This window comes from Mesorhizobium sp. LNJC391B00 (assembly GCF_000502535.1).
Taxonomy (GTDB): Bacteria; Pseudomonadota; Alphaproteobacteria; order Rhizobiales; family Rhizobiaceae; genus Mesorhizobium.
In genome coordinates, this window is sequence record NZ_AYWI01000008.1 from 166,331 (window position 1) to 188,635 (window position 22,305).

A 22,305-nucleotide genomic window follows, 5' to 3' on the forward strand; every position below is an offset into this window, starting at 1 on the left:
CTCATTTGACGCCGATGCCACTCTGAGCGGAAAAGCAGCATCGGCGTCGTCTCGGCTATGAACCGAACCAAATCTCACCCACTGCGTTGAGTCCCGGCGTTGCGTCATTAGTCGGGGCACTTCCATGAAAACGGGCGAGCTTTCAACCTACCGGGCCAAAAGGGATTTCGCGAAGACGAAAGAGCCCAGCGGCGAAAGCTCGATTGCGGGTTCGAACCGACTCCGGTTCGTCATCCAAAAACACGCGGCCACGCGGCTGCACTATGATCTTCGCCTCGAGCTTGGCGGGGTCTTCAAATCATGGGCTGTGACCAAAGGTCCATCACTGGATCCTCACGACAAACGACTTGCCGTGGAGGTTGAGGACCACCCGCTGGAGTACGGCGACTTCGAAGGCACAATTCCCAAAGGACAATATGGTGGCGGCACGGTGCAGTTGTGGGATCGCGGATATTGGGAACCGGAAGGCGCCATGTCTCCCGAAAAGGCGTTGGAAAAAGGCGACCTGAAATTCACGCTGCAGGGCAAGCGCCTGCATGGAAGCTTCGTCCTTGTGCGCATGAAGCATGACCGCAATGGCGGGAAGCGGACCAACTGGCTGCTGATCAAACACCGCGACAAATACGCGACAGAGGGCAATGGCGATGCGGTGCTGGCTCAGGACCGATCCGTCGCCTCCGGTCGGAGCATGGAAAGGATTGCAGCGGGAAAGGGGGCAGGTCCGAAGCCGTTCATGATGAAAGGTTCATCGTCGGCCGATGCGGATGCCGTTTGGGACAGCAAGCGCGGCCATGCCGACAAGCGCGCCGCCAAGTCGGCAAAGCCTGCTCCGCGGCCGAAGCGAGCCGCTGGTGCCTCAGCGGCGAAGATGCCCGACTTCATCCCACCACAGCTTTGCGCAACGCTTTCCCGGCCGCCGGCCGGGACGAACTGGGTTCACGAAATCAAGTTTGACGGTTATCGCGTCCAGTTGCGCGTGGAAGACAAGGACATCGCCCTTAAGACCCGCAAGGGTCTTGACTGGACGGAGAAATTTGGCGCCATCGCAAAGGAGGCCGCCAGCCTCCCCAACGTCATCATCGACGGCGAAATCGTAGCGCTTGACGAGAACGGCGCGCCCGATTTTGCCGCACTGCAGGCGGCGCTGTCGGAGCGCCGGACGAAAGACCTGATCTACTTTGCTTTTGACCTGCTCTTCGCAAATGGCGTCGATCTGCGAAAGATGCCTCTCTCACAACGGAAGGAACGTCTGAGCGAGATGCTCGGCGAAGTCGATCGCGGCGCGCAAAATCTCATCCGCTATGTCGAGCACTTCAGCAATGGCGGCGACGCGGTGCTGCGTTCTGCCTGTCGCCTTTCGCTTGAGGGGATTGTCTCCAAGAGGGCCGATGCAACCTATGTTTCGGGGAGGACCGACACCTGGGCCAAATCGAAATGCCGCGCCGGGCATGAGGTGGTCATCGGCGGCTGGTCGACGACCAACGGCAAAATCCGGTCATTGCTCGTCGGCGTCAATCGCGGTGAACATTTCGCCTATATCGGCCGTGTGGGGACCGGATTCAGCGAGGCAAAGGTCAAGCAGCTGATGCCCAGGCTGCAGGAGATGAAAGCCGCGACGTCGCCGTTTACCGGCGACGGCGCACCGAAAAGGAATTCAACCGTCTTCTGGACGAAGCCGGAATTGGTCGCGGAAATCGAGTTCGCCGGCTGGACCGGGGGTGGCAATATCCGGCAGGCCGCCTTCAAAGGCCTGCGTGAAGACAAGCCCGCAAAAGACGTCGAGGCCGAGCGTCCAGCCGATCCTCAAGAGACGCCGATTGCCGACCCTGCCAAGGTGACTGGCAAGACAGGAAAAAGCCCGGTTGTCATGGGCGTCATCATTTCCAAGCCGGACAAGCCGCTTTGGCCGAATGCCGGCGACGGTCAGCCCGTCGACAAGCTCGATCTTGCAGAATATTTCGAGACCGTTGGCCCCTGGATGATCAGACATATCAAAGGTCGTCCCTGTTCACTCGTGCGCGCGCCGGATGGCTACGCTGGCGAGCAGTTTTTCCAGCGCCACGCAATGCCAGGCACATCCAATCTGCTGGAACTGGTGAAAGTCTTCGGCGACCACAAACCGTATCTGCAAATCGACCGCGTCGAGGGTCTGGCCGCGATCGCCCAGATAGGCGGCCTTGAGCTTCACCCCTGGAATTGCCAGCCGGGTCATCCCGAAATACCTGGCCGACTTGTCTTCGACCTTGACCCTGGTCCGGAAGTCCCTTTTGCGAAGGTGGTCGCGGCTGCCAAGGAAATGCGCGATCGTCTCGAAGATCTGGGCTTGGTGAGCTTCTGCAAAACCACGGGCGGCAAAGGCTTGCATGTCGTGACGCCATTGGCGGCCCGCCGCAGCAAGACGACATGGGCCGAGGCCAAGGCCTTCGCAAAGGCCGTCTGCATCCAGATGGCGGCAGACAGCCCGGATCTCTACCTCGTCAACATGGCCAAGAAGCTGCGGACATCCCGGATTTTTCTCGACTATCTCAGGAATGATCGCATGGCGACAGCCGTCGCCCCTCTCTCCCCTCGCGCCAGGGAAGGCGCGACTGTATCCATGCCGCTGACCTGGAGTCAGGTGAAGGCGGATCTCGATCCGAAAAAATACACCGTTCGCACGGTTCCGGGCCACCTGAAAAAGACCGTCGCCTGGGCCGACTACGACGATGGCGAACGGTCGATCAGCATCGCCATCAAACGGATCGGTTCAGCAAAGCTCGCCGCATGACGACGTCGGTTCGCGCAAGAACGCCATGACAGCTGCGGCTACCGCGTCGGCTGCTTCTTCGGCCATATGATGTCCGCTATCGATCCGTTGGCCCTTCAGTTCGGTGGTCCAGGGTCGCCAAACATCCAGCACGTTGCCGTAAAGTGCCTCAAGATCATCGCGGGCGGACCAGAGCGCCAAGGTCGGGCACGCGACCCGGCGACCAGCTTTCCTGTCATCGGTATCGTGCAATTGATCGATGGCCAGACCTGCCCGATAGTCTTCAAGCATGCCGTGAACAACATTCGGATCGTGGATTGCGTCCTTGTAGTCGACATAGGCCTCAGCCCCCATGGACTCGGCTGAGCCGCCATACCACGCGTCAGGATCGGCCATGATTGCGCGTTCGGGCTTGTCCGGCTGTGCAAAAAAGAACCAGTGCCACCAGAGCTTCGCAAAGCGGGCGTCGCAGCGTTCGAGGGCTTCCAGGATAGGGACGCTATCCATAACGATCAGATGGCTGATCGCTGACGGGTGATCCATCGCTGCTCGGAACGCTGTGTAGCTGCCGCGGTCATGGCCTGCGATCGCAAACCGGCCAAAGCCGAGATGTCGCATGAGAGCGATGCAGTCCCTGGCTTTGGCACGCTTGGAGGATCCAGCATGGTCCACGGCGTCCGCCGGTACCGAGGACCGGCCAAAGCCCCTCAGATCGGGGCAGACAACTGTGTGGTCGGCGGCGAGAAGTGGGGCTACCCGGTGCCAGGTAACGTGCGTCCGAGGATGGCCATGCAGCAAAAGAAGCGGCGGGCCTGAACCTCCATACCTGACTCTCAGTGAGGACTCGGGCAGATCCACGGTCTCTAGCTTGAATCCTTCAAACATCCGCTTCTTTGTCGTCAGACTGTGAAAACAAGTCCCGCATGTCCATCTTCAACCCACCCCGGTGAAATTGGTTTCGGGCATTTGTCCGTTTGGACATTTCTCTCATTCCAATGGTTCGGCCGCCGTTCAGGATCCGCCAGCCCTGGCGCTGACGCCCGGATCCAACCTCCTGCCTCACCGGTCTCTGGGATTGCCCAGGGTGGGGTCGCGCGCTCGGGTGTAGCCCTCGACGCGAGGCAAACCGTCATCCATCCTGATAAACGGCAGTCGCATTTCCCAATAGGCTTGAGCTTGGGGATGGAACTTCTCGGGCGCGTCCATGAATCCGATCGAGATGTAGAACTCATTTGGCAAGCCTTCATCGGTGTACCCAATCGAGGTGCCACATTCCGAACAGAAGGAGCGCACGACCCCCCTGGTTTTCGAAAATGTTTTTGGTTTGGAGCCGAGCCAATCGACCTGATCTGGACGATAGCCAATCCAGATCGTCAGTGGGCTGCCGATCGCTCGTCGGCAGTCATCGTCATGGTCGAAACAAATCCAAAAGGGATCGCCACTGAATTCAGCTGTGATGGCTCCGCAAAAGCAATGCCCTCGATCAATCCGGGCCGGTTTTCTGATCGTCGTTCGGGGTTTGTCGTCCATGGTAATCTTCCGGCCAGCGTGGTGGCGTAACGCCGCGGACGGCAAGCAGTTCCTTTGGACGTCACAGAGCCGCAGATGCGCGCAACCGGCGGGCTGCTGGTCAATATCATTTGAGGCAGATCAGGCCTTGATTTGTTGGGAACATTTTTTCAGGTCCGCACTTTGTTCGCCGTCTGACCAAAGGAGGCGACCTTGAAAACACGACGCGTCGACAGGGAAAAGATCGAGAGGGCGGATCGAGAAGCCAAGTTGCTGTTGGAAGCGGAGCGGCATGCCAGGGAAGCCAAGACGGCGCGGCTTAGAGAACAGCGACAGTTGTTGGAGGCATCGATAGCGCAGACCCCGCCCGCGCCCGTAGCCGCAAAGCAGCCGCCCCGCCAACGAAAGCCGACGCGCAAGGTAATCGAGGTGGACTGACGGTTTGGTCACTTGGGGCTTTTGCCAAGGTGGGGAGTTGATATGACAGGGCAGGGGATCCGGCAGCATGAATACCAAAGCGGTAAGTCCGGCCGTCGCCAAAGCGGCTGCTCGGCGTGCTGGATCGGGGTCTCATCACCGGTGTGTCCGACGACGATCCTGCGAGAGCCGCTGAAAAAGGCGCCCGAGCGGGCCGAGAACCAGCGAATCCGGCTGGACACTTACGTCGGGAACAATCGCACGCGCGGACCGTTCCCCAAGCGATCTTCACGCTCAGGATTTGCTCTTGTTGCAGCGACCGGATGAAATTCTCAACGAGGCTTCGCAAACGGTTGGTGACCCTCTTGAGCGCGACGCAGTAGGTGGGGAGCCAACTGGCGATCGCGCCATCCCGCGTCGTCTGGTTGTCGTCTCGAACAGGCTGGGGAACATTCGCGATCTGTCGCAAGCCGGCGGACTTGCTGTAGGCATCGGGGATGCGTTGGCCGAGCGTGGAGGCCTGTGGCTAGGAGCAAGCGCCGAGTATCAGGACTACGCCGCGAGCGACGAACCGCTAATCCGCTTGGAACGCGTGGGAAAGATCGAGACGGCTGCGCTTACCCTGCCCTATGAGGAGTATTCGCTCTATTACAATGGCTATGCCAACAGCACGCTGTGGCCGCTTTTTCATTACCGACTCGACCTGGTGAACCACCGGGCAGAGTTTCTACACGCCTACCGGCAGATCAATGCGCGGTTCGCGAAGGCGCTCGCAGGACTGCTGTCGGGCAACGACGACCTGGTGTGGGTTCACGACTACCACCTTATCCCCTTGGCCGCCCAGTTGCGGCGGCTGGGAGTCCGGAATCGGATCGGTTTCTTTCTTCACATACCCTTCCCGCCGCCTGACCTGTTTGTAGCCACGCCCGACCATGAAGAACTCATCGATGATCTGCTTCAGTATGACGTCGTGGGATTCCAGACCGAAACGGACGTGGGGAATTTCCGGCGCTCAGTGCAGGCGGCCAACTCCATTACTTTTGATATCAATGGTTCGGCTGAGATGAACGGCCGCACGTTGTTATCGAGGTGTTTTCCGATAGGCATCGACGTCGATTCAATCGCACGCATGGCCAATGAGGCGGCGGAGGATGTGCAGATTGATTCCATGCGCCGCCAGATTCTGGGCCTCAAGCAAATCATCGGCGTCGATCGGCTGGACTACTCCAAGGGTCTCCCCGGCCGCATGCAGGCTTTCGCGCGTCTTTTGGAAAGGCATCCGGAACACGAGCGGGCGGCAACATATTTGCAGATTGCGTCGCCGACGCGCGAGGAGGTCAGCGCCTATGCCGACATCCGGGCCCAGCTTGAGGCAACCGCCGGCGCGGTCAACGGAAGATACGCGGATTTGGCTTGGACCCCGATCCGCTACATCCACCGTGCCGTATCACGCTCTCGGCTTGCTGGCCTGTTGCGCGCTAGCCAGGTCGGATTGGTCACGCCCCTGCGTGACGGAATGAACCTCGTCGCCAAGGAATACATAGCCGCGCAGGACGAAGCCGATCCCGGAGTGCTGGTATTGTCGCGTTTTGCGGGTGCGGCCGAAGAACTTGCCGAATCCTTGATCGTGAACCCGTATGCGGTCGACGAGGTTGCTGACGCGATCGCAAAAGCGCTCGCGATGCCGCTTGAGGAAAGAATTGCAAGGCATAGTGCACTGCTCAAGCGCATCACGCGCAATGACGCAGCAGAATGGCGGCGGTCATTTCTCGCCACGCTCGCGGGCGAGAACTAGCGCCTGGCATCGATGCCTGAATCCGTCCGTGTGTCACGCGTCCCACACGGTCATAGCCCGGCCATAACCCGGCTGGCCGGAGCAGTTCGAAAGGCCTTGAAGCTGATCATGTACCTTGTCAGCCCGCATCAGAAACTTTTCGCTCATTGACGGAAGCGCGATAGCCCGCCTCAATCGGTGGACTATCGAAGGCTCCAGGGAACACACCGCCGGTCCGGTCGTTTGGGCTCTGATAGGAGATCTGCGATGACAAGGAACCCCACGCGAAAGGACAGTGATCTCTCTGAACAAGAGGCAATCAAGTTGGCCGAAGCCACCGACGTGTCACCCGGGCAGGCCAAAGAGCTTGCAGCCGAGCACGGCAAAGACGGCGCCAAGAAGGAAGCAAGAAATTACAAGGCGGAGGGCTGACTATGGCGGCCAGTGGATCCGCAAACGACAGAGACGCACGAGCCACTCTCTACGCACAAGGCGTAATGGAAGCCGAGCGTAAAGCGCGGGAAGAGAAAACGGCGCGATTGCGCAAAGCCCGTTTGGCGCGCGAGGAGATCAATCCGCCTGCACCCGAGCGGAAACCGGCAGTGCCGAATGCGCCAAAGCGGGCCGCCAAACCAGGCAGCCGAAAAGGTGGAGAAGATTAGCTTCAGCTTCTTCGGCTGTGCCGGCGGCACGCGTCGGGGAAGGGCAGACCGTGCGGTCGATCTGCACGATAAATTTGTACCTCATCGAACGACACAAAGGAGTCCAGTGATGACGGAGCATGTGTCCCGGAAGGAAGAACAGCGTGGCACCCGAAATGTACTCGGGTGGGGCGTCGTCATTGCGGCTGTGATCTTCGTCGCCCTGCTAGCCTTCTTTGTGTTCATACCCCTTTCAGGCGGATCGTGGCAGACATCGCCAGTAAAGCGCACCCCGGAACAGAACCAAGGCGGCAATGCCCCCGCCGAGACATCACCCGCGCCCGGCGTTAAAAAGAACCCGCAAGAAAATACCGAGATGCCAGGGCAGCAGTGATCGACCTTGGGCTGCGACCCAAGTTGGCCCTGATCTTCCTGGTCTCATCGGCGTCATGATGGGATCAGGGCCTTCTGGGCGCAGGAACCGCTGAGCTATTGAGACTGGGGTTTCGCCCACATCGAGCGCAGAAAGATTACCGCAGCAGCATCGGTCTGGCGAACGAGGCGATGACGCCATCGTGGAACTCGAGGCAAATCAAGATGCCTAGCTGCAGGCCGTTCAGTTGGGATTTTTCAGCTGCTTTGACAACAGCAGTTGCTGCTGCAGCTCAAGGGCGAGCTTCAACAGCCGTTCAGGTGTTTCCTCTTCCGCGATTTCGTCGAGCAGCGCTGCGAGTGCGTCGCCTTCAACAGGATCGCGGAATGAGTCAGGTTTGGTTTGCGGAGGTTTGGCCACGAGGATTTCTAGCAGGAATGCGGCCGTATTTGCAAGACGAAGCGAAGCGCTCTTGGGGAGGGGTACCGTAGCGGGGGGCGGTCGACAGGGCGGCCTGCGGCAAACTATCGGACAATCTTAATTCATGATGCCAGACCTGTCGTTGCGGAGCACCTCCTCCATGAGTGTATTGAGCCATTCGCTCAAGGGAAGGTCATGCCGCGTCGACAACCGCTCCTCCAGCGCCGCCTTCAATGTGCGTTCCACGAGGCGATCGGCCGCCTGTGGGTCGCCCAGCAGCAGCCGCGCGGACAGCCTCAGTTTTGGAAGAGCGCGGAAAACATTGTCTTCACCAAGCGCTGTTGATTGCGCGGCGAGGATCCCGGCAACCGTCCTGAACCCGGCCGGCTTGGAGAGGTTTTGGGTGTACCGGAACCGCTCCGGCAGGGTGATCTGATCGTTTCCGGAGAAGAATACGAACGGGATGCCTCTGTCCGTCAGCTCATCGGCGAGGGGAAAAACAGTCTCACCGTTAAGATCGATGTCCAGCACCGCCCCGTCCGCTGAATCGATATATCGTCGAGCCCGGCTGACTGACGACACCGGCCCCAAAACGGTCGCCCCACAATCGCTGAAATAAGAGGCAAGTTCGCTTGCCAGCAAGAATTCGTCCTCGACGAGCAGAATTCGCATGCCTAATAACATAGCAGCCCTCCGGGCTTTAAACGGCGGTCGCGTGCATCGGTTCCGTGGCTATCGGCGGTGCGGGATGGGAATTCGACCAGGAACGGTTTACACATTGGATCGAAATCAGCGCTGCCGCGTTGCATTTCACTGAAGCAGGACAATTGATGCAAAAGCTGCCGAGGTTCCCCATAGTCGGTATTGGCGCCTCTGCGGGCGGCATTGCCGCCATGGAGGGATTTTTTCGCGGGATGCCGTCTTCGAGCGGGATGGCGTTCGTGATCGTCACGCATCTCAGCCCGGAACGGGAAAGTCTGCTGCACGAAGTGATTGCGCTTTACACCGGAATTCCGGTTCGTGTCGCTGAAGATGCAATGGATATCCATCCTGACACCGTCTATGTGATGCCGCACAACGCGATCCTCACCATCGAAAATTCCAGCCTAAAGCTGCGCCAACCGAATTCGGTGTCCAGGGAGCGCAAGCCCATCGATATCTTTTTCAGCGCGCTGGCCGAGGATCAGGGCGAATACGCCGTCGGCGTCGTCCTGTCGGGCGGCGATTCCGACGGTACGTTGGGCATCAAGGCAATCAAGGAGCATGGCGGCCTGACGCTGGCGCAACTCTCCGACGAGTCGGGTCCGAGCAATCCCGACATGCCGCGCAGCGCGATCAGTTCCGGTCTGATCGATATCGCCATCCCGGCCGATGAGATGGGTGCGAAACTCATGGAATTTGCCCACAGCTTTGAACTGCTCGACGAGCTTGAAGCTGACGATGGCAAGGCCAGTGCTTTGAAACTCCGCAAGGGCCAGGAAGAAATCTACGCGATCCTGCGCAGCCATTCGGGACATGATTTCTCGGGCTACAAGGCCAAGACGTTCTTGCGCCGCGTCAGGCGACGCATGCAAATAACGCAGAACACCGCGATCGATGCCTATATAGAGTTGCTTCGTTCAAATGCGGAGGAAGTGCGGTCGCTGTTTCGCGACCTGCTGATCAACGTGACAAATTTCTTCCGCGATACGGACGCTTTCAAGACCCTGGAAGAAACCGTCATCCCCAAACTTTTCGAAGGCAAGGACGCCAACGATACGATCCGCGTCTGGGTGCCCGGCTGCGCAACCGGCGAGGAAGTCTTCTCGATCGGAATGCTGATGCGCGAGCATATGGATACACTTTCGGCTGTGCCGCGCATCCAGATTTTCGCCACGGACATCGATGACGCGGCGTTGGGCATCGCACGTTCGGCGCGCTATCCGGAGTCATTGCTTGCGGGCGTTTCGCCTGAACGTCGCGAACGCTTCTTCAGCAATGACGGCACAAGTTTCATCTTGAGCAAGAGCGTACGTGATCTCTGCATCTTCTCGGCGCACAGCGTCATCCGCGATCCACCCTTCTCGCGCATGGACATGGTGTCGTGCCGGAACCTGCTGATCTATTTCGGCCCCGATGTGCAAAAGCAGGTTATTCCGACCTTCCACTATTCTCTTAAGCCCGGCGGCTATCTGTTCCTTGGCACCTCCGAGAGCATAAGCCAGCATGCCGATCTGTTTGCCCCGGTCGACAAGAAACAACGGATATTCAAGGCACGAGAACATACGGCGCCGCCGCGGCTGCCGATCTTGTTGAATGCTGCGCCTGCAAGCAATTTTTCCAGCGCCAATGACACTCATGCCCGCCGCGGCTTGTCTTATTCCCTAAGGCAAACCGTTGAAGCCCATGTTCTCGAACGCTACGCTCCGGCCCATGTCGTCATCAATGGTGATGGAGATGTCGTCTATTACTCGGTCAGAACCGGCAAATATCTCGAGCCGCCGCAAGGGGTGCCGAGCAGACAATTGCTCACAATGGCACGCAGCGGCCTGCGTCTGGAACTGCGCGGCGCTTTGCGGGAAGCGGCCGAAGGCCGGCGCACGGTTGTGCGAGAAGCGATAGCCATTGAAGAAGATGAAGATCGTGTCCAATTCGTCACATTGACGATCGAGCCCTTGACTGATCGCGGCAGCGGCGAGCCGCTGTTTCTCGTCCTGTTCGAGCCGGTGGGCCAGCCGCAGCCGCGGCTGGAGGCTCTAAAGGTTCGACAGCCGGTGGCATCTGGGATTGCTGATTTCGAACGCGAGCTCCGCGATACGCGCGAGCGCCTGCAATCGACGATCGAAGAATATGAGACCGCGTTGGAGGAGTTGAAATCTTCCAATGAGGAACTCGTCTCGGTCAACGAAGAAGCCCAGTCCTCCAATGAGGAGCTCGAGGCCTCCAAGGAAGAAATGCAGTCCCTCAATGAGGAATTGAACACCATCAATGCCGAACTGGTTTCCAAGATCGAGGATCTCGATCGTGCCAACAGCGATCTGAAGAACCTGTTCGAGAGCACACAGATCGCGACTGTTTTTCTCGATACCAAGCTGGTTATCCGCAGCTTCACGCCGGCGGCGTCTTCGTTCTTCAACTTGCTGCCGACCGACATCGGAAGACCGCTGACCGATCTTGCCAGCCGGCTCGATTATCCGCACCTGCGCGACCATATTGCCCAGGTTTTCAGGGCCGGCGAGATGATCGAGCACCAGCTGCCGCGCGATAGCAACGGCATCCACTATCTCGTGCGGCTGATCCCCTACCGCGACAGCGCGCGGAAAATCCAGGGCGTGGTGGTGACCTTTGTCGATGTGACGACCATGGCTGAAGCCGAAGCCCACCAGCGGGTATTGATCTCGGAACTCAACCATCGGGTCAAGAACATGCTGGCTGTTACGGTCAGCATTGCCAGTCAGACCCTGAAAAATGCTCCCTCTTCGGAGGCTTTCGCCGAAGCGCTCATCGGTCGCCTGCGCGCCATGGCGCGGGCCTACGGAGTGCTCTCGCGCGAAAGCTGGAAAGAGGTCTCGGTCGAGGAAATCGTGCGGCAGGAAGTCGAGCCGTTCGGGCTGGAACGCATCAACACCACAGGCGAGGACATTCGGCTCAAGCCTCAGCAGGGCCTGTCGCTTGGCATGGTGATCCATGAACTTGCCACGAATGCTGGAAAATATGGCGCCTTGTCCGTGCCAAACGGCGTGGTGTCCGTGACTTGGTCGGCGTCGGATCACGGTTTTCAGCTCGAATGGTTAGAAAGCGGCGGTCCCGCTGTCAGTCCGCCTGAGAAGACGGGATTTGGTCTTTCGCTGGTGAAGGGCGAAATTGAGTATCGGCTTGGCGGAAATTTTGAAACATCTTTCGGTTCCGATGGTTTGAGCTTGCGGATTGAGTTTCCGTTTGATCATCGGGAGAGCGAAACGTGACTGCATCTCGTATCCTTGTCGTCGAAGATGAATGGCTGGTCGCGGAGGAGCACCGCGCAATCCTGGAAGAGGCCGGCTTCGCCATCGCCGGGCCAGTGCCGTCCGTTGCTCGCGCGAAAAAGCTGATCGAGAGTGAAGTCATATCTGCTGCGGTCCTGGACATTGGTCTCGGCGGCGAGACCAGCGCTGCCCTTGTCCCTCTTCTAGCGCAACGCGGAATTCCGTTTGTTTTCGTCAGTGGGTACACGGCATCCGACATCCCGCAAGATTTGCGTCATCACAAGATGCTGTCAAAACCCGTGTGGGCTGCCGCGCTGGTCGAGGCCGTGCGAAATATGCTCGGTGTTCAACCGACAGCTTTGGCAAGACACCAGGACAGCGGAACGGTGCCAACCCAACGAGAAGCCCGATAACTGCACAAAGACACTGGTTTTTCACCAGAGATGCGACGACATTCGGGTCCAGGCCCGAGCCGGCGTCGCCGGCAAGTGCCTGCGATCCGGCCGGCACGATTGGCATGCTCGCGGTCTGGCGTACTCCAGCGCTGGGCGAAAGTTCGCCACCGCGCGACGATTGGTCAGCCGTGTGAGCTTATCAAACAACGGGCAGTTCGCCCTCGGTTTTCCTCGCGTCGAATAGGACGCCAAGGCCGTAAGTGACGGCGCCAGCGGCAATCATCTCTGCCAACGCTGCGCTCGACACCGGGCAATGCGGCATGACAGCCTTGATCGCGAGTTCGGCATTCGCGATCGACACGAAATCGTGCCGTCGCTTACGGGTCTCCAGATATTGTTCGATCAACATCTGCAGTCGCCTTCTTTCTATTTCATCGCCAGCCATTGGTTCCTCCTGTAGACAGTCTGAAAGCCCACCACGCCTAAGGAGCGGTGGGCTCGGCGGCCCTTTTTTGAGGACCGTGGACTCTAGTGAGGCGGGCAGCGTTGCTGACCAGGATGTCGAGACCGCCGAGGGGCGTTGCTGCTTCATCGGCCAGCTTTCTGCAAAAGGCCTCATTGCGGATATCGCCGGCAAGCCTTTTGACCTGCCGCTTTTATTAGGTCCACCAGTTCGTCGGCGTCTTCCTGTTCTTCGGGGAGGTAGCCGAAAGCAACGTCCGCACGCTCGCGCGCGAATGCAATCGCCGCCGCACGACCAATACCGGAATCGCCGCCGGTTATCAGCGCTTTGCGACCGGCAAGCCTGCCTGATCCCTTGTAGGTCGTTTCGCCGTGATCCGGGCGCGGCACCATCTTGCTCGCCAAACCCGGCCACTTCTGTTCCTGTGGCTTGAACGGCGGCTGGGGATATTGCGTCACCGGATTCTGTTTGAGCATCGGACTCGCAGGGCCTGCTTTAGCAGGCACTGTTCCCGTATCGGCTGACGCCGTGGAAGCATAAGCGGCGAGAATTCCTCCTGCCATGCTTCCGACGACAAGTCTACGCGCTGCATCTGGTACATTGTCATGCTGGTCGTGGTTCATCATGGGCTCGCTTTGACGGCAGGTGACCGTTACGGAAGTGGCACCTAACCGGCCGTCGACGCGAATGTTCCCTTGTGATTGCAGTGAGGTGTGGGTCGCCTTTGCCCGTCTCGGCCGTGAGGCCGCATCACCACTTTGACACAACCTCCTGATTGTCGCGGAACGTCTTGTAGAGATCCGGCGCTGCTTTCAGATCTGTCCGGTGGGTAATCACAAGGAGGGATCGATTTCGCCGTTCTGGACCATCGCCAATAAAGGTTCCAGGTAGCGTTGCGTATGCGTCTGGCCCATCCGGAAAGCCGGTCCCTCATTCATCGCCGCCAAACGGGATGTGATCGACCAGGCCAACACAGACGCCGGGAACCGAGATGGTGCCGCCCCTGCGGCAGCGATAGATTGCCTCGCGCAGCACATGCGGCCTTGGGAATGCCAGCCCTTTTGATGACGCGAATATTGGCTCAGTCGCTGGACGCCGACCCCGGCTCGGCCATCCTACGGTGCTGTTCGGCCAAGGTGGCTGCCGGCGTGACATGCGCGGCGGCGACCTGCAGCTTGTTTTTCCAACCGCTGACGACCTGTTCATCACCGGCCATCATCGCCTCGTAACCCGTCTTGGCGACATCGGCCGGATTGTCCTTTTCATCGGAGCCGACCTTGGTATCCATCATTTCAGCGCGCTCGAAGAATCGCGTCTGCGTGGGGCCAGGCATCAGCACGGTGACCGTCACGCCGGTATCTTTCAGCTCATGGCGGAGCGCGATCGAGAAGGAATCGATGAACGCCTTCGTGCCGTTGTAGACGGCCTGGAATGTTCCGGGCATGAAGCCGGCGATCGACCCGGTGAACAGGATGCGCCCGCGACCTCGCCGGGCCATCTTGGCGCCGAGTTCATGCGCCAGATAGACCGTTCCGGTGACATTGGTGTCGATGATCCGGCGGACTTTTCGCCAGTCCTGGTCGACGAAGCCGTTGCCGAGCCCGCGTCCCGCATTGAGAAACAACAGGTCGATATCGCGATCGCCGATCTGGGAGATCAACCGATCGGCGCCCTCGACGGTCGCCAGATCGGCCTCAATGGCTTCGACCGTTACATTGTGGGTCTCAAGTGCCTCTGCCGCCTGCCGGATAGCCGGCTCGTCGGCGGCGATGATCAGGTCGTAACCGTCTTTAGCGCACAGCTTTGCGATTTCCCTTCCGATGCCACTCGAGGCGCCGGTCACCACAGCGAGTTTGGCGTCCGTCATCATATCCTCCATCTTCGTGCCATCGGAACCACGAGCGGGCACAATTGTTCCGCGGCGTTTGGGCTGGATTGATAGTGCGCTGTCATGACGGTCAGGCGAAGGTCGTCGTCGCGGTCGTCGCGCATTCATGGATGGGCCGTTGCGACAAAAACCGTTCTACGCCATGAGAACTCGCGATGGCCTACCTTCAAAAAAAGGCCCCCCGAACGCATGGATTGAGTACTCAGAACGGATCAGTTGAAGTTGGAACAAGTGGCCCGGTTGGAAGTTCGAACCGTGCAGCGTTGTTGCCCTCCCATGTTGATGCTGCGCGATCGGGTCATCCCCTCAGCCCGATCTGCCCGCGCTTCTCCGCGCCAAAGAGAAGCGCGGGCCCCCCCCACTTTCACGGCTGTCCGGGATGGAGCGTTTTGTTACGTTGAACTAGCCGACCTCACAGGCTCGTCGTCGGTTTCGTTTGACGAGCTCTCCGAGCGCTCTAGATCATTGATGCCGGACGCAGTTGGTTCGGGCCGGGGAGGAAATCCGCGTGGCGCATCCAACGCGCGCTGTACCCCATAACGACCGTCATTTTCCGGTTGGCTGCCTGTGCTTGCTTCTGATGCTAGCCGGGTTGGCCGGATGCTCGTCTTCCAATCAGGTGGCGCAGCAATCACGAACAGCGGCCTCCGCGGCACAGACCGTATCGATGGTGCTGGATGCCTGGGTGGAGGGAGCGGCACCGTCCGCCTATGCCACGGCCGCACTGCACTCGGTCGGAAAAACGCTGGCCGATGTCGAGGCGCAAATTCGATCGGCCGAGACCGCTGAACCAGCCGGGCGAGCAGGACTGACGGCAGCAGTCAACAGTTTGTCGGTGGCGGTGGCGCATGCCGAGGCGGGATTGCGGGTGAACAATCGCACTGAGGTGGAAAGCGCACAACAGGATCTTCGGGCGGGCATGCGCTCGCTCGCCGCTTACACCAGCGCTTTCGGACCAAAGCCGTGAAGAAGCTTCTGGAAATATCGCTTGGCGTCGTCACCAGTGTCGGAGGTTTCCTCGAAGTCGGGTCGATGGCTACGGCGGCGCAGGCGGGTGCCGCCTTCGGATTCCAGCTAATCTGGGCCATAGTTCTCGGCACCATATGCATCATCTTTTTGGTTGAAATGGCCGGTCGGTTCGCCGCGATGAGCCATCACACGATCTCAGAGGGCATTCGTGAAAGGTTTGGGTTCAACGTCTTCCTATGGCCGTTGCTCGTCGTCTTTCTCGTCAATTTCATGGTGCTGTCCGCTGAGATCGGCGGTGTGGCCATCGCACTCGAACTTGCCACCGGCATAGGCTTCCAGTGGTGGGCACTGCCGGTGGCGTTGCTGGCATGGCTGCTGCTGTGGAAAGGCACGTTTGGCTTTATCGAGAAAGGCGTTTCGGTCCTCGGCCTCGTGACGCTGTGCTTCGTCGTTGGTGCGGTGATGTTAAAGCCCGACTGGACAGCGGTCGCTGGCAGCGCCGTGCCTTCGCTGCCGGCTCACGATGCCATCAATTACTGGTTCATGGCGGCCAGCATTCTCGGCGCGTCGATCTCGCCTTATCTTTTCATGTTTTATTCCTCGGGAGCTATCGAGGACAAGTGGGATGAAAGCCACCTTGGGGCCAATCGTGCCATCGCCGGGCTGGGCATGACCTTCGGTGGGACCATTTCGATCGGCGTGTTGATCATCGCTGCTCTCGTTCTCGCGACGCACGGCATCGACCAGGTGGACGACTATCACCAACTGCCGTTGATGCTGATCCCTATATTCGGCTTCTGGGGGTTCGTTCTATTCGTTGCCTCGCTAGCCATTGCCTGTTTCGGCGCCGCACTCGAAGTCGGGTTGCAACAGGCATATCTGGTGGCACAGGGCTTTGGCTGGACCTGGGGCGAGGATCGCAAGCCGCGCGATGATCCGGGCTTCAGTGCCGTCTATACGGCATCATTGTTTTTGGCCGCCATTCCGATCATGCTTGGCCTCGACCCACTGAGGCTGACCATCTTTTCCATGGCGGTAACGGCGGCGAGCCTTCCGCTGACGGTAGTTCCATTTCTCTTCCTGCTGAATGACGAACGCTATGTCGGCGAACATCGCAACGGCATCATTTCGAATGCCGCCGTTGTCTTCATTATCGCGCTTGCCTTCGTGCTCGCCGTGGTGACAATTCCGCTGCAGATATTCGGAGGCACATGATGGAATTGATGCGTGATCTCCTGGACAAGCAGGTGTTCGACCGCCGGCGGGCCAAGATCGGCAAGGTCGACGGAGTGGTGGCTGAGTTGCGGCTGGGCAAACCACCAAGGATTGTCGCGATAGAACTCGGCTCCATCACTTTGGCGCGCCGCCTTGGCGCGCGGCCCGGGGAATGGATGGCGCAACTGGCGACGAGGGTGGGTGGCAAACGCCACGCCGAGCCACACAGGATTGCGTGGAAAAAGGTGCAGGACAACGGGCTCGACATCGAATGTGACATCGAGGTGGGCGAGACGTCGATTTTCGCCTGGCAGGACTGGTTGCGCGATCATGTCATCGGGCGCATCCCAGGAGCGTGATGATGAGGACAGTCAACCTCGAACATCTTGCCGGGCGACGCGTGCTCTCGCAGCGTGGAAAGAGCATCGGTCACATCGAAGAGATTCTCGCCGAACAGCGTGGCGACGAGCTCGTCGTTACTGAATTCCACGTTGGCATCTACGCCGCGTTCGAGCGTCTGTCGGCTTCGACCATCGGCATCGCGATGCTCGACCTGTTTCGGCTGCGCCGTCGCGACGGCCTGTACCGCATTCCCTGGGATAAACTCGATATCTCCGATCCGGCGCGACCGCGGCTGCTATGCCCGATGACCGAGCTTCCCGGATGGAAAGGGCAAAAGGACCTTCGGGAGTAGATGGCTACGGCTGGGAGGGCTAAGGCGCCGGCGTTTTGCCGGCGAACAGCCGTTCGTGCAGATGGCGCCTCCGCAAAGATTACTGCAGGTTCTTGCGAAGGAAGATGCGGGCGTGTCCTGGAATAACGAATTCGACCTTGCCGAATTCCTCAAACCCATGATGCCGGTAAAATTGAGGCGCCTGGAAACTGCTCGTCTCGACGACGGCTCTCTTGCATCCACGCCTAACGGCTTCCTCCTCAATCGCCATAAGAAGCTGTGATCCATAGGATCGGCCACGCAATTTTTCAGGCAAGAAGAACATGTCGAGAAACAGGAGCCCCAGTTCCGTTCTGCCCCAAATTCCACCCCAGATCTTTCCCGAGGGGTCGGTAAGCTCCGCGCCGATCACTGCCCGGTCATCGATTCCGGTTTGTTCGATGTTGTGTCGATAGAGCGCAGCGGCCGCCTGCGTTCGTGCATCCCCGTTGTGAGCCAGAGCGATTGTAAATCCTTCGGATCGAGCCGGCATGCGTTCTGCTCCTGCGTCGGAATGGTCTTGAGATTCAACCGTCAGATTAACATCAAGGCGGCCGGTTCGCTCGCAGCTCTGATCGCCGCTTCTGTTGTAACCCGTCTTGCCCACATTCCGCATCGCGATCCGCGACGGATGCATGCAGCCGCGCCCAACATATCGCTTTGGTGTTGAACAAAGCCCATCCTGCCCTTGTCAGGTCTCATCACAATTCGTGCGCCGTCAAGAGTGTCCACCTCGACGAAGGCTGCTGCGGATCACAATCCATTACGCCGGGAACAATGAGAAAAACCTGTCGTTGGGAAAGCGATCGCAATTCGGCGATTCAAACACGGAGACTCCAATGTTGAAGAAAATTCTAGCCGCGTCGGTGCTAACTATTGCCTTGGCCGGTTCCGCCCTGGCGCAGACAAATGGAACGGGTGCTGGCGGCACGGCTGGCACGGGTAATGGAACTGGTACTGGAACTGTTGGCAGCGGCGGCGCCGCTGGCAATGGCACTGGCAGCGGGAATGCGGCCGTGCCAACCGATCCGAATTCCACAAACTCGACTACAAAATCGAACGGTATGACCGACCGTTGCAAGGACGCCGCAGGCAATGACATCGATAACAACACTGCAAGTGGCGCAACGACCTCGACCGTGCAAAATTGCAACAAGTAGCCGATGGACCTAGCGGCTTCGGCCGCCCGAAGGCCCGCCATCAAGACAATGGCGGGCCTCCGAATACGTGCCTCGCGTGCTGCCTGGATACATAGGAGCACATGTGTCCAAAGAGACCCGGCGGGCCAAACTCGATCGCTTAGCCGCCTCGATTCCGAAGCACGAATTCGAATTCCTAATGAAGATTGCAAAGCTAAGCCGTCATGACCTACTTGGCCTGATCGCTAAACACGATGGCGGCAGGGACAAGGTCTATAGGGACCTTGCGGCCCACTTGGCAGCAACTGAGGCCGCCCCGGAGCCCGTACATGAGGCGGCAGCTGACGACGGCCAAACAGCTGGAGCATCTCCAGCCACGAACTCGCCCGCCGGCAAGTGGCGGCGAAGATCATTTCGGTGCCAGCCCTGACGCTCCACGGAAGCGACGACCGTGTCGTCCTTCCAAAATCTTCGAATGGGTTGGACGTGCATTTTACCGCGCCTTACCGACGAGTACTGCTGGATACGGCAGGCGGTAGGCGCTTTAAGGCCGGCTGCCATTCAGCTTCATCGGACATGCCGGAACCTGAAGCGCCGCCGCGCATTTCGTCTCCAGGCATGACCGATCTTGCGGTAATCGCCAGGGAGAAATTCAGATGCAAACTTCAGGCGCAACTTCACAGCAAAACCTTGGCCGATTGGCCATAGAACCGTTTTCCGGCACGGTGACGGTGCGGTTTTCCGACGCCATCGTCGCAGCTACGGAGCGGGCGAAGGTCCTGCGTGAAGACGGGCACGAGCCCGTTTTCTATATCCCGTTCGAGGACATCTATTTCGATCTTTTCGAAAAGACCGACACCACCACCCGGTGCCCGCTCAAAGGCACCGCAAGCTACTGGCGTGTCCACGCCGTCGGCAGTTCTTCCGACGATTTCATGTGGGCCTACGAAACGCCCGATGCGGCTGCTCTGGCTATTGCAGGTCACGGCGCTTTCGATCCGGAAAAGGCCCGTATCGATGTCGATCCTGCCGAGGACAAGCGACACACGCCACATATCGTCGAATAGGTTTCATCAGGCAGAGACAATCACGGTAACGACAGGCGCGATGAGCATTTTCTACCAGGCGGCAAAGATTGCGGAGGAGGTTCACGCGTCTCAGCGCGATAAGACCGGGCGGCCCTACATCGAGCATTGCCGCCGTATCGTCGACGCCGTCGAGACAATCGATCAGAAGACTGTTGCCTACCTTCATGACGTTCTGGAGAAAGGCGAAGGCTGGACCCGCGCCAAGCTCGAAGAAGCAGGCTTCGGACCGACAATTGCCGCGGCGGTCGATGCCATGTCGCGCAGGCCGGATGAGGAGTATTTCGCCTTTGTCCGGCGGGCTGCGTCGAACCCAGTGGCGCTCCCCGTAAAACGCGCCGATCTGGAGGACAACATCTGGCAGTCGAGGCAGGTCGGAGCGTCGGCGGCCAAATATGAAGAGGGCCTTCGCATGCTTGACCAAGAGTTCTCCCGACAATAGTGCGCGCCCGACGCTGGCATTGCATCTGCCGAGGCAGCCATCGCCTGCGAGAGCTTGCGGCGCACAGCACGTTTCGGCTCTCCTGGCCGTCAGTTTTTCCGCGCCGGCGTGCGCCTGAGGGTCCTCGCTGGACCATGGAACGTGTGATCGGGTCAAAGCTCCTCCGGAGATGGACCGCAGCGTCTCCAAAAGGAGTAACGGCCGGCTCGGAATCAGGAACTCCTCCAGCACCGGTGCGTTGACCAGCAAGCCGGGACGAGTTCCCGGCCTCCGCGGGTGGCGGGCAAGCCGCCGCCGAACCCGAACTTCTGCACAATGAAAGGTAAGGCCATGGGCTTCTTTTCGAAGGACATCAAGACACTCGACGATCTCTTCGTGCACACGCTGCGCGACATCTATTACGCCGAAAAGCAGATCGAGAAAGCGCTGCCGAAGATGATCGGCAAGGCAACCGATCCGCAATTGAAGGCCGGATTCGAAAAACACCTCGAGCAGACCAAAGGCCATATCGAGCGCGTCGAACAGGTGTTCGAATTGCATGGCGTCAAGGCCAAGGAGGTCAACTGCCCGGCGATAGACGGCATTCTGGAGGAAGCCGACGATGTGAGCGGCGACGTCGACGACAAGGAGGTTCTAGACGCGGCGCTGATAGCGTCGGCGCAGGCGGTCGAACACTATGAGATGACCAGATATGGCACGCTCATCGCCTGGGCCAAGCAGCTTGGCCGCAGTGACTGCGCCAACGTATTGGCCAAGAACCTGAAAGAAGAGCAGGCGACCGATCGCAAGCTCACCGAAATGGCGGAAAGCAAGATCAACATGCAGGCTGCCGAGTAGACCGTCCCAGGTCATGATGAGATTGGTTGAAATCTCATCATGACCTAACCCTGTTGGAGCATGATTTTTTCCAAAGCCGGCACCAGTGCTGCGTTGAGTCGATCTCCATCGTTGTCCACGGAACTTTCATGACGGGCGAATCTGCCATCTCTCGCGATCTGCCGACGAGTGTAAAATCGTCTTTCGGCGTGGCGTTGAGCACGGCGCCGATGGAAGCAAAGGCTGCCGACACGTTGCCGGCCGATGCTGGCCGATGGCAATACGAACCCAAATGGGACGGGTTCCGCTGCCTGGCCTTTAAATCCGGCGCGGCCGTGGAGTTGCGTGCAAAATCCGGCAAGCCGTTAGGGCGGTATTTCCCGGAAGTCGTCGCGATGTTGCATGAACTGAAAACAAAAGAGTTCGTGGTCGATGGTGAGATCGTCATCGAAATTGCAGGCTCTCTTTCTTTCGACGCCTTGCAGATGCGGCTGCATCCGGCGGAAAGCAGGATCCGGAAACTGTCGGTCGCGACGCCGGCAAAGCTGATCCTCTTTGACATGTTGGCGACCTCCGAGGGCGTCTTGATGCAGCAGCCGCTCTCGGTTCGGCGCGCTGCACTCGAACTGTTCGTAAAGTCGGCCGGGCGAAAGGATCTCGAACTGTCTCGGGCAACGCTTGATTTGGCGGCGGCAGGCAGATGGCTAGGCCAATCCGGACAAGGTTCGACCGACGGGGTCGTTGCCAAGCTTCTCGATGACGAATATCGACCCGGCGAGCGCGCCATGATCAAAGTCAAGCGCCTGCGCACGGCCGATTGTGTCGTCGGAGGGTTCCGCTACCTGGCGAATTCGCGTGAAGTCGGCTCCCTGTTGCTCGGCCTGTACAATGACCAGGGGCAACTCGACCACGTCGGGTTCACTTCGACGATCGCCCGGGAGGACAGGGCCAAGCTTACGCGACAACTTGAAGCTTTGCGATCGGCTCCTGGCTTTACGGGAAAAGCGCCGGGCGGTCCCAGTCGGTGGAGCACGGAAAGAAGCGGACAATGGGAGCCATTGCGGCCCGAACTGGTGGCGGAGGTGCGGTTCGATCATGTCACCGGCGATCGTTTCCGTCATGGCACCAAATTTCTGCGATGGCGTCCTGACAAAAGCCCGAAGCAATGCACGTTCGAACAGATACTTGGAAAATGAGGCTTGGCGAGGCGTCGATAGGTCCACACCATCGAGACCAAATCCGTCAAGCATTCGGCGCAGCCAAATCCAGTCGCATTTCACTGGCGATCTTGAACCCGGCGGCGAGATAAACGCCTTTGCAGGAGGATGCCGGACCAAACTCGTTGTTCAGTCTGTCA

At 59.1% G+C, this 22,305-nt stretch carries 23 protein-coding genes and 1 pseudogene; 16 read left to right on the top strand and 8 right to left on the bottom strand.

What is annotated here, in order from left to right; genetic code table 11:
• Window positions 1–124: 124 nt before the first annotated feature.
• Complete coding sequence (gene ligD / locus X750_RS144640; RefSeq protein WP_023748071.1) at window positions 125–2,767, top strand: DNA ligase D; 2,643 nt, start codon at window positions 125–127, stop codon at window positions 2,765–2,767.
• On the opposite strand, the gene X750_RS144635 is transcribed toward ligD, so the two are convergent.
• Window positions 2,747–3,631 (bottom strand): alpha/beta hydrolase, encoded by an 885-nt coding sequence (locus X750_RS144635; RefSeq protein ID WP_023748072.1) that lies wholly within the window; start codon window positions 3,629–3,631, stop codon window positions 2,747–2,749. The genes ligD and X750_RS144635 overlap by 21 nt on opposite strands.
• Before the next feature lie 174 nt (window positions 3,632–3,805).
• Window positions 3,806–4,276: a GFA family protein gene (locus X750_RS0133275; protein ID WP_050588111.1), complete on the bottom strand. Its 471-nt coding sequence runs from the start codon at window positions 4,274–4,276 to the stop codon at window positions 3,806–3,808.
• A 192-nt stretch (window positions 4,277–4,468) separates the two neighbouring features.
• On the opposite strand from X750_RS0133275, the gene X750_RS144630 reads away from it, so the two are divergent.
• The 4 genes from X750_RS144630 (at window position 4,469) to X750_RS144620 (ending at window position 7,481) form a co-directional block, all read left to right on the top strand.
• Window positions 4,469–4,693 (top strand): hypothetical protein, encoded by a 225-nt coding sequence (locus X750_RS144630; RefSeq protein WP_023681156.1) that lies wholly within the window; start codon window positions 4,469–4,471, stop codon window positions 4,691–4,693.
• A gap of 286 nt (window positions 4,694–4,979) precedes the next feature.
• On the top strand, window positions 4,980–6,467 hold the full coding sequence (locus tag X750_RS144625) for a trehalose-6-phosphate synthase (protein ID WP_245271883.1): 1,488 nt from the start codon (window positions 4,980–4,982) through the stop codon (window positions 6,465–6,467).
• Between the two features lie 246 nt (window positions 6,468–6,713).
• The gene (locus X750_RS1000000166500) at window positions 6,714–6,878 is read left to right on the top strand and encodes a hypothetical protein (protein ID WP_023729495.1); all 165 of its coding nucleotides are present in this window, start codon (window positions 6,714–6,716) and stop codon (window positions 6,876–6,878) included.
• Window positions 6,879–7,217: 339 nt separating this feature from the next.
• On the top strand, window positions 7,218–7,481 hold the full coding sequence (locus X750_RS144620; protein ID WP_023681159.1) for a hypothetical protein: 264 nt from the start codon (window positions 7,218–7,220) through the stop codon (window positions 7,479–7,481).
• Between the two features lie 222 nt (window positions 7,482–7,703).
• Here the strand turns inward: X750_RS144620 and X750_RS1000000165940 are convergent, their stop codons facing one another.
• On the bottom strand, window positions 7,704–7,880 hold the full coding sequence (locus X750_RS1000000165940) for a hypothetical protein (protein WP_023681160.1): 177 nt from the start codon (window positions 7,878–7,880) through the stop codon (window positions 7,704–7,706).
• Window positions 7,881–7,997: 117 nt separating this feature from the next.
• Window positions 7,998–8,552, bottom strand: a complete 555-nt coding sequence (locus X750_RS144615; protein WP_050588792.1) for a response regulator — start codon at window positions 8,550–8,552, stop codon at window positions 7,998–8,000.
• A gap of 158 nt (window positions 8,553–8,710) precedes the next feature.
• On the opposite strand from X750_RS144615, the gene X750_RS144610 reads away from it, so the two are divergent.
• A complete protein-coding gene (locus X750_RS144610; protein ID WP_023748075.1) occupies window positions 8,711–11,824 on the top strand; it encodes a CheR family methyltransferase in 3,114 nt (1,037 codons plus the stop codon).
• Complete coding sequence (locus X750_RS0133280) at window positions 11,821–12,237, top strand: response regulator (protein WP_023700039.1); 417 nt, start codon at window positions 11,821–11,823, stop codon at window positions 12,235–12,237. The genes X750_RS144610 and X750_RS0133280 overlap by 4 nt, the downstream gene beginning before the upstream one ends.
• Before the next feature lie 181 nt (window positions 12,238–12,418).
• Here X750_RS0133280 and X750_RS144605 read toward each other — a convergent pair whose 3' ends face one another.
• The 3 genes and pseudogenes from X750_RS144605 to X750_RS144600 all read right to left on the bottom strand — a co-directional run bounded on the left by X750_RS144605 (window position 12,419) and on the right by X750_RS144600 (window position 14,549).
• Window positions 12,419–12,664, bottom strand: coding sequence for a hypothetical protein (locus tag X750_RS144605; protein ID WP_023712187.1), 246 nt, complete (start codon window positions 12,662–12,664; stop codon window positions 12,419–12,421).
• Between the two features lie 91 nt (window positions 12,665–12,755).
• Window positions 12,756–13,158, bottom strand: a pseudogene (locus X750_RS1000000163815) (SDR family NAD(P)-dependent oxidoreductase); the annotation flags it as partial.
• 605 nt (window positions 13,159–13,763) lie between these two features.
• Window positions 13,764–14,549, bottom strand: coding sequence for an SDR family NAD(P)-dependent oxidoreductase (locus tag X750_RS144600; RefSeq protein WP_031243160.1), 786 nt, complete (start codon window positions 14,547–14,549; stop codon window positions 13,764–13,766).
• Window positions 14,550–15,078: 529 nt separating this feature from the next.
• Between X750_RS144600 and X750_RS144595 the strand changes: the two genes are divergently transcribed.
• The 4 genes from X750_RS144595 to X750_RS144580 are packed head-to-tail and all read left to right on the top strand — an operon-like array spanning window position 15,079 to window position 17,448.
• Window positions 15,079–15,537: a hypothetical protein gene (locus tag X750_RS144595; RefSeq protein WP_245260464.1), complete on the top strand. Its 459-nt coding sequence runs from the start codon at window positions 15,079–15,081 to the stop codon at window positions 15,535–15,537.
• The gene (locus X750_RS144590; RefSeq protein WP_023739541.1) at window positions 15,534–16,754 is read left to right on the top strand and encodes a divalent metal cation transporter; all 1,221 of its coding nucleotides are present in this window, start codon (window positions 15,534–15,536) and stop codon (window positions 16,752–16,754) included. Before X750_RS144595 ends, X750_RS144590 begins: the two co-directional genes overlap by 4 nt.
• Window positions 16,751–17,113 (top strand): hypothetical protein, encoded by a 363-nt coding sequence (locus X750_RS144585; protein ID WP_245271884.1) that lies wholly within the window; start codon window positions 16,751–16,753, stop codon window positions 17,111–17,113. Before X750_RS144590 ends, X750_RS144585 begins: the two co-directional genes overlap by 4 nt.
• Window positions 17,114–17,115: 2 nt before the next feature.
• Window positions 17,116–17,448: a hypothetical protein gene (locus X750_RS144580; RefSeq protein ID WP_023681169.1), complete on the top strand. Its 333-nt coding sequence runs from the start codon at window positions 17,116–17,118 to the stop codon at window positions 17,446–17,448.
• A gap of 79 nt (window positions 17,449–17,527) precedes the next feature.
• Here the strand turns inward: X750_RS144580 and X750_RS0133290 are convergent, their stop codons facing one another.
• Window positions 17,528–18,103, bottom strand: coding sequence for a GNAT family N-acetyltransferase (locus tag X750_RS0133290; protein WP_023748078.1), 576 nt, complete (start codon window positions 18,101–18,103; stop codon window positions 17,528–17,530).
• 202 nt (window positions 18,104–18,305) lie between these two features.
• On the opposite strand from X750_RS0133290, the gene X750_RS0133295 reads away from it, so the two are divergent.
• From X750_RS0133295 to X750_RS144560, 5 genes are all read left to right on the top strand, one after another.
• Entirely contained in the window at window positions 18,306–18,626 is a 321-nt protein-coding gene (locus X750_RS0133295) for a hypothetical protein (RefSeq protein WP_031195797.1), read from the top strand.
• Window positions 18,627–19,261: 635 nt separating this feature from the next.
• A complete protein-coding gene (locus X750_RS144575) occupies window positions 19,262–19,672 on the top strand; it encodes a DUF427 domain-containing protein (protein ID WP_023704637.1) in 411 nt (136 codons plus the stop codon).
• Between the two features lie 40 nt (window positions 19,673–19,712).
• Window positions 19,713–20,132, top strand: a complete 420-nt coding sequence (locus tag X750_RS144570) for an HD domain-containing protein (protein WP_023733187.1) — start codon at window positions 19,713–19,715, stop codon at window positions 20,130–20,132.
• Between the two features lie 330 nt (window positions 20,133–20,462).
• Window positions 20,463–20,969 carry a ferritin-like domain-containing protein gene (locus X750_RS144565; RefSeq protein ID WP_023668075.1) on the top strand — a complete coding sequence of 169 codons (507 nt, stop codon included), beginning with the start codon at window positions 20,463–20,465 and terminating at the stop codon, window positions 20,967–20,969.
• Between the two features lie 128 nt (window positions 20,970–21,097).
• Window positions 21,098–22,144: an ATP-dependent DNA ligase gene (locus tag X750_RS144560; protein WP_050588795.1), complete on the top strand. Its 1,047-nt coding sequence runs from the start codon at window positions 21,098–21,100 to the stop codon at window positions 22,142–22,144.
• The last annotated feature ends 161 nt before the right edge of the window (window positions 22,145–22,305 follow it).

Excerpts from the sequence above, each read along its gene's own strand:
- ligD (WP_023748071.1), top strand. The coding sequence starts at position 125 with ATGAAAACGGGCGAGCTTTCAACCTACCGGGCCAAAAGGGATTTCGCG.
- X750_RS144620 (WP_023681159.1), top strand. The coding sequence starts at position 7,218 with ATGACGGAGCATGTGTCCCGGAAGGAAGAACAGCGTGGCACCCGAAAT.
- X750_RS144600 (WP_031243160.1), bottom strand. The coding sequence starts at position 14,549 with ATGACGGACGCCAAACTCGCTGTGGTGACCGGCGCCTCGAGTGGCATC.
- X750_RS144615 (WP_050588792.1), bottom strand. The coding sequence starts at position 8,552 with ATGCGAATTCTGCTCGTCGAGGACGAATTCTTGCTGGCAAGCGAACTT.
- X750_RS0133275 (WP_050588111.1), bottom strand. The coding sequence starts at position 4,276 with ATGGACGACAAACCCCGAACGACGATCAGAAAACCGGCCCGGATTGAT.
- X750_RS144565 (WP_023668075.1), top strand. The coding sequence starts at position 20,463 with ATGGGCTTCTTTTCGAAGGACATCAAGACACTCGACGATCTCTTCGTG.
- X750_RS144575 (WP_023704637.1), top strand. The coding sequence starts at position 19,262 with ATGCAAACTTCAGGCGCAACTTCACAGCAAAACCTTGGCCGATTGGCC.
- X750_RS0133295 (WP_031195797.1), top strand. The coding sequence starts at position 18,306 with ATGTTGAAGAAAATTCTAGCCGCGTCGGTGCTAACTATTGCCTTGGCC.
- X750_RS144560 (WP_050588795.1), top strand. The coding sequence starts at position 21,098 with ATGACGGGCGAATCTGCCATCTCTCGCGATCTGCCGACGAGTGTAAAA.
- X750_RS144635 (WP_023748072.1), bottom strand. The coding sequence starts at position 3,631 with ATGTTTGAAGGATTCAAGCTAGAGACCGTGGATCTGCCCGAGTCCTCA.
- X750_RS144605 (WP_023712187.1), bottom strand. The coding sequence starts at position 12,664 with ATGGCTGGCGATGAAATAGAAAGAAGGCGACTGCAGATGTTGATCGAA.
- X750_RS144580 (WP_023681169.1), top strand. The coding sequence starts at position 17,116 with ATGAGGACAGTCAACCTCGAACATCTTGCCGGGCGACGCGTGCTCTCG.
- X750_RS144570 (WP_023733187.1), top strand. The coding sequence starts at position 19,713 with ATGAGCATTTTCTACCAGGCGGCAAAGATTGCGGAGGAGGTTCACGCG.
- X750_RS0133290 (WP_023748078.1), bottom strand. The coding sequence starts at position 18,103 with ATGCATCCGTCGCGGATCGCGATGCGGAATGTGGGCAAGACGGGTTAC.
- X750_RS1000000166500 (WP_023729495.1), top strand. The coding sequence starts at position 6,714 with ATGACAAGGAACCCCACGCGAAAGGACAGTGATCTCTCTGAACAAGAG.
- X750_RS144610 (WP_023748075.1), top strand. The coding sequence starts at position 8,711 with ATGCAAAAGCTGCCGAGGTTCCCCATAGTCGGTATTGGCGCCTCTGCG.
- X750_RS144585 (WP_245271884.1), top strand. The coding sequence starts at position 16,751 with ATGATGGAATTGATGCGTGATCTCCTGGACAAGCAGGTGTTCGACCGC.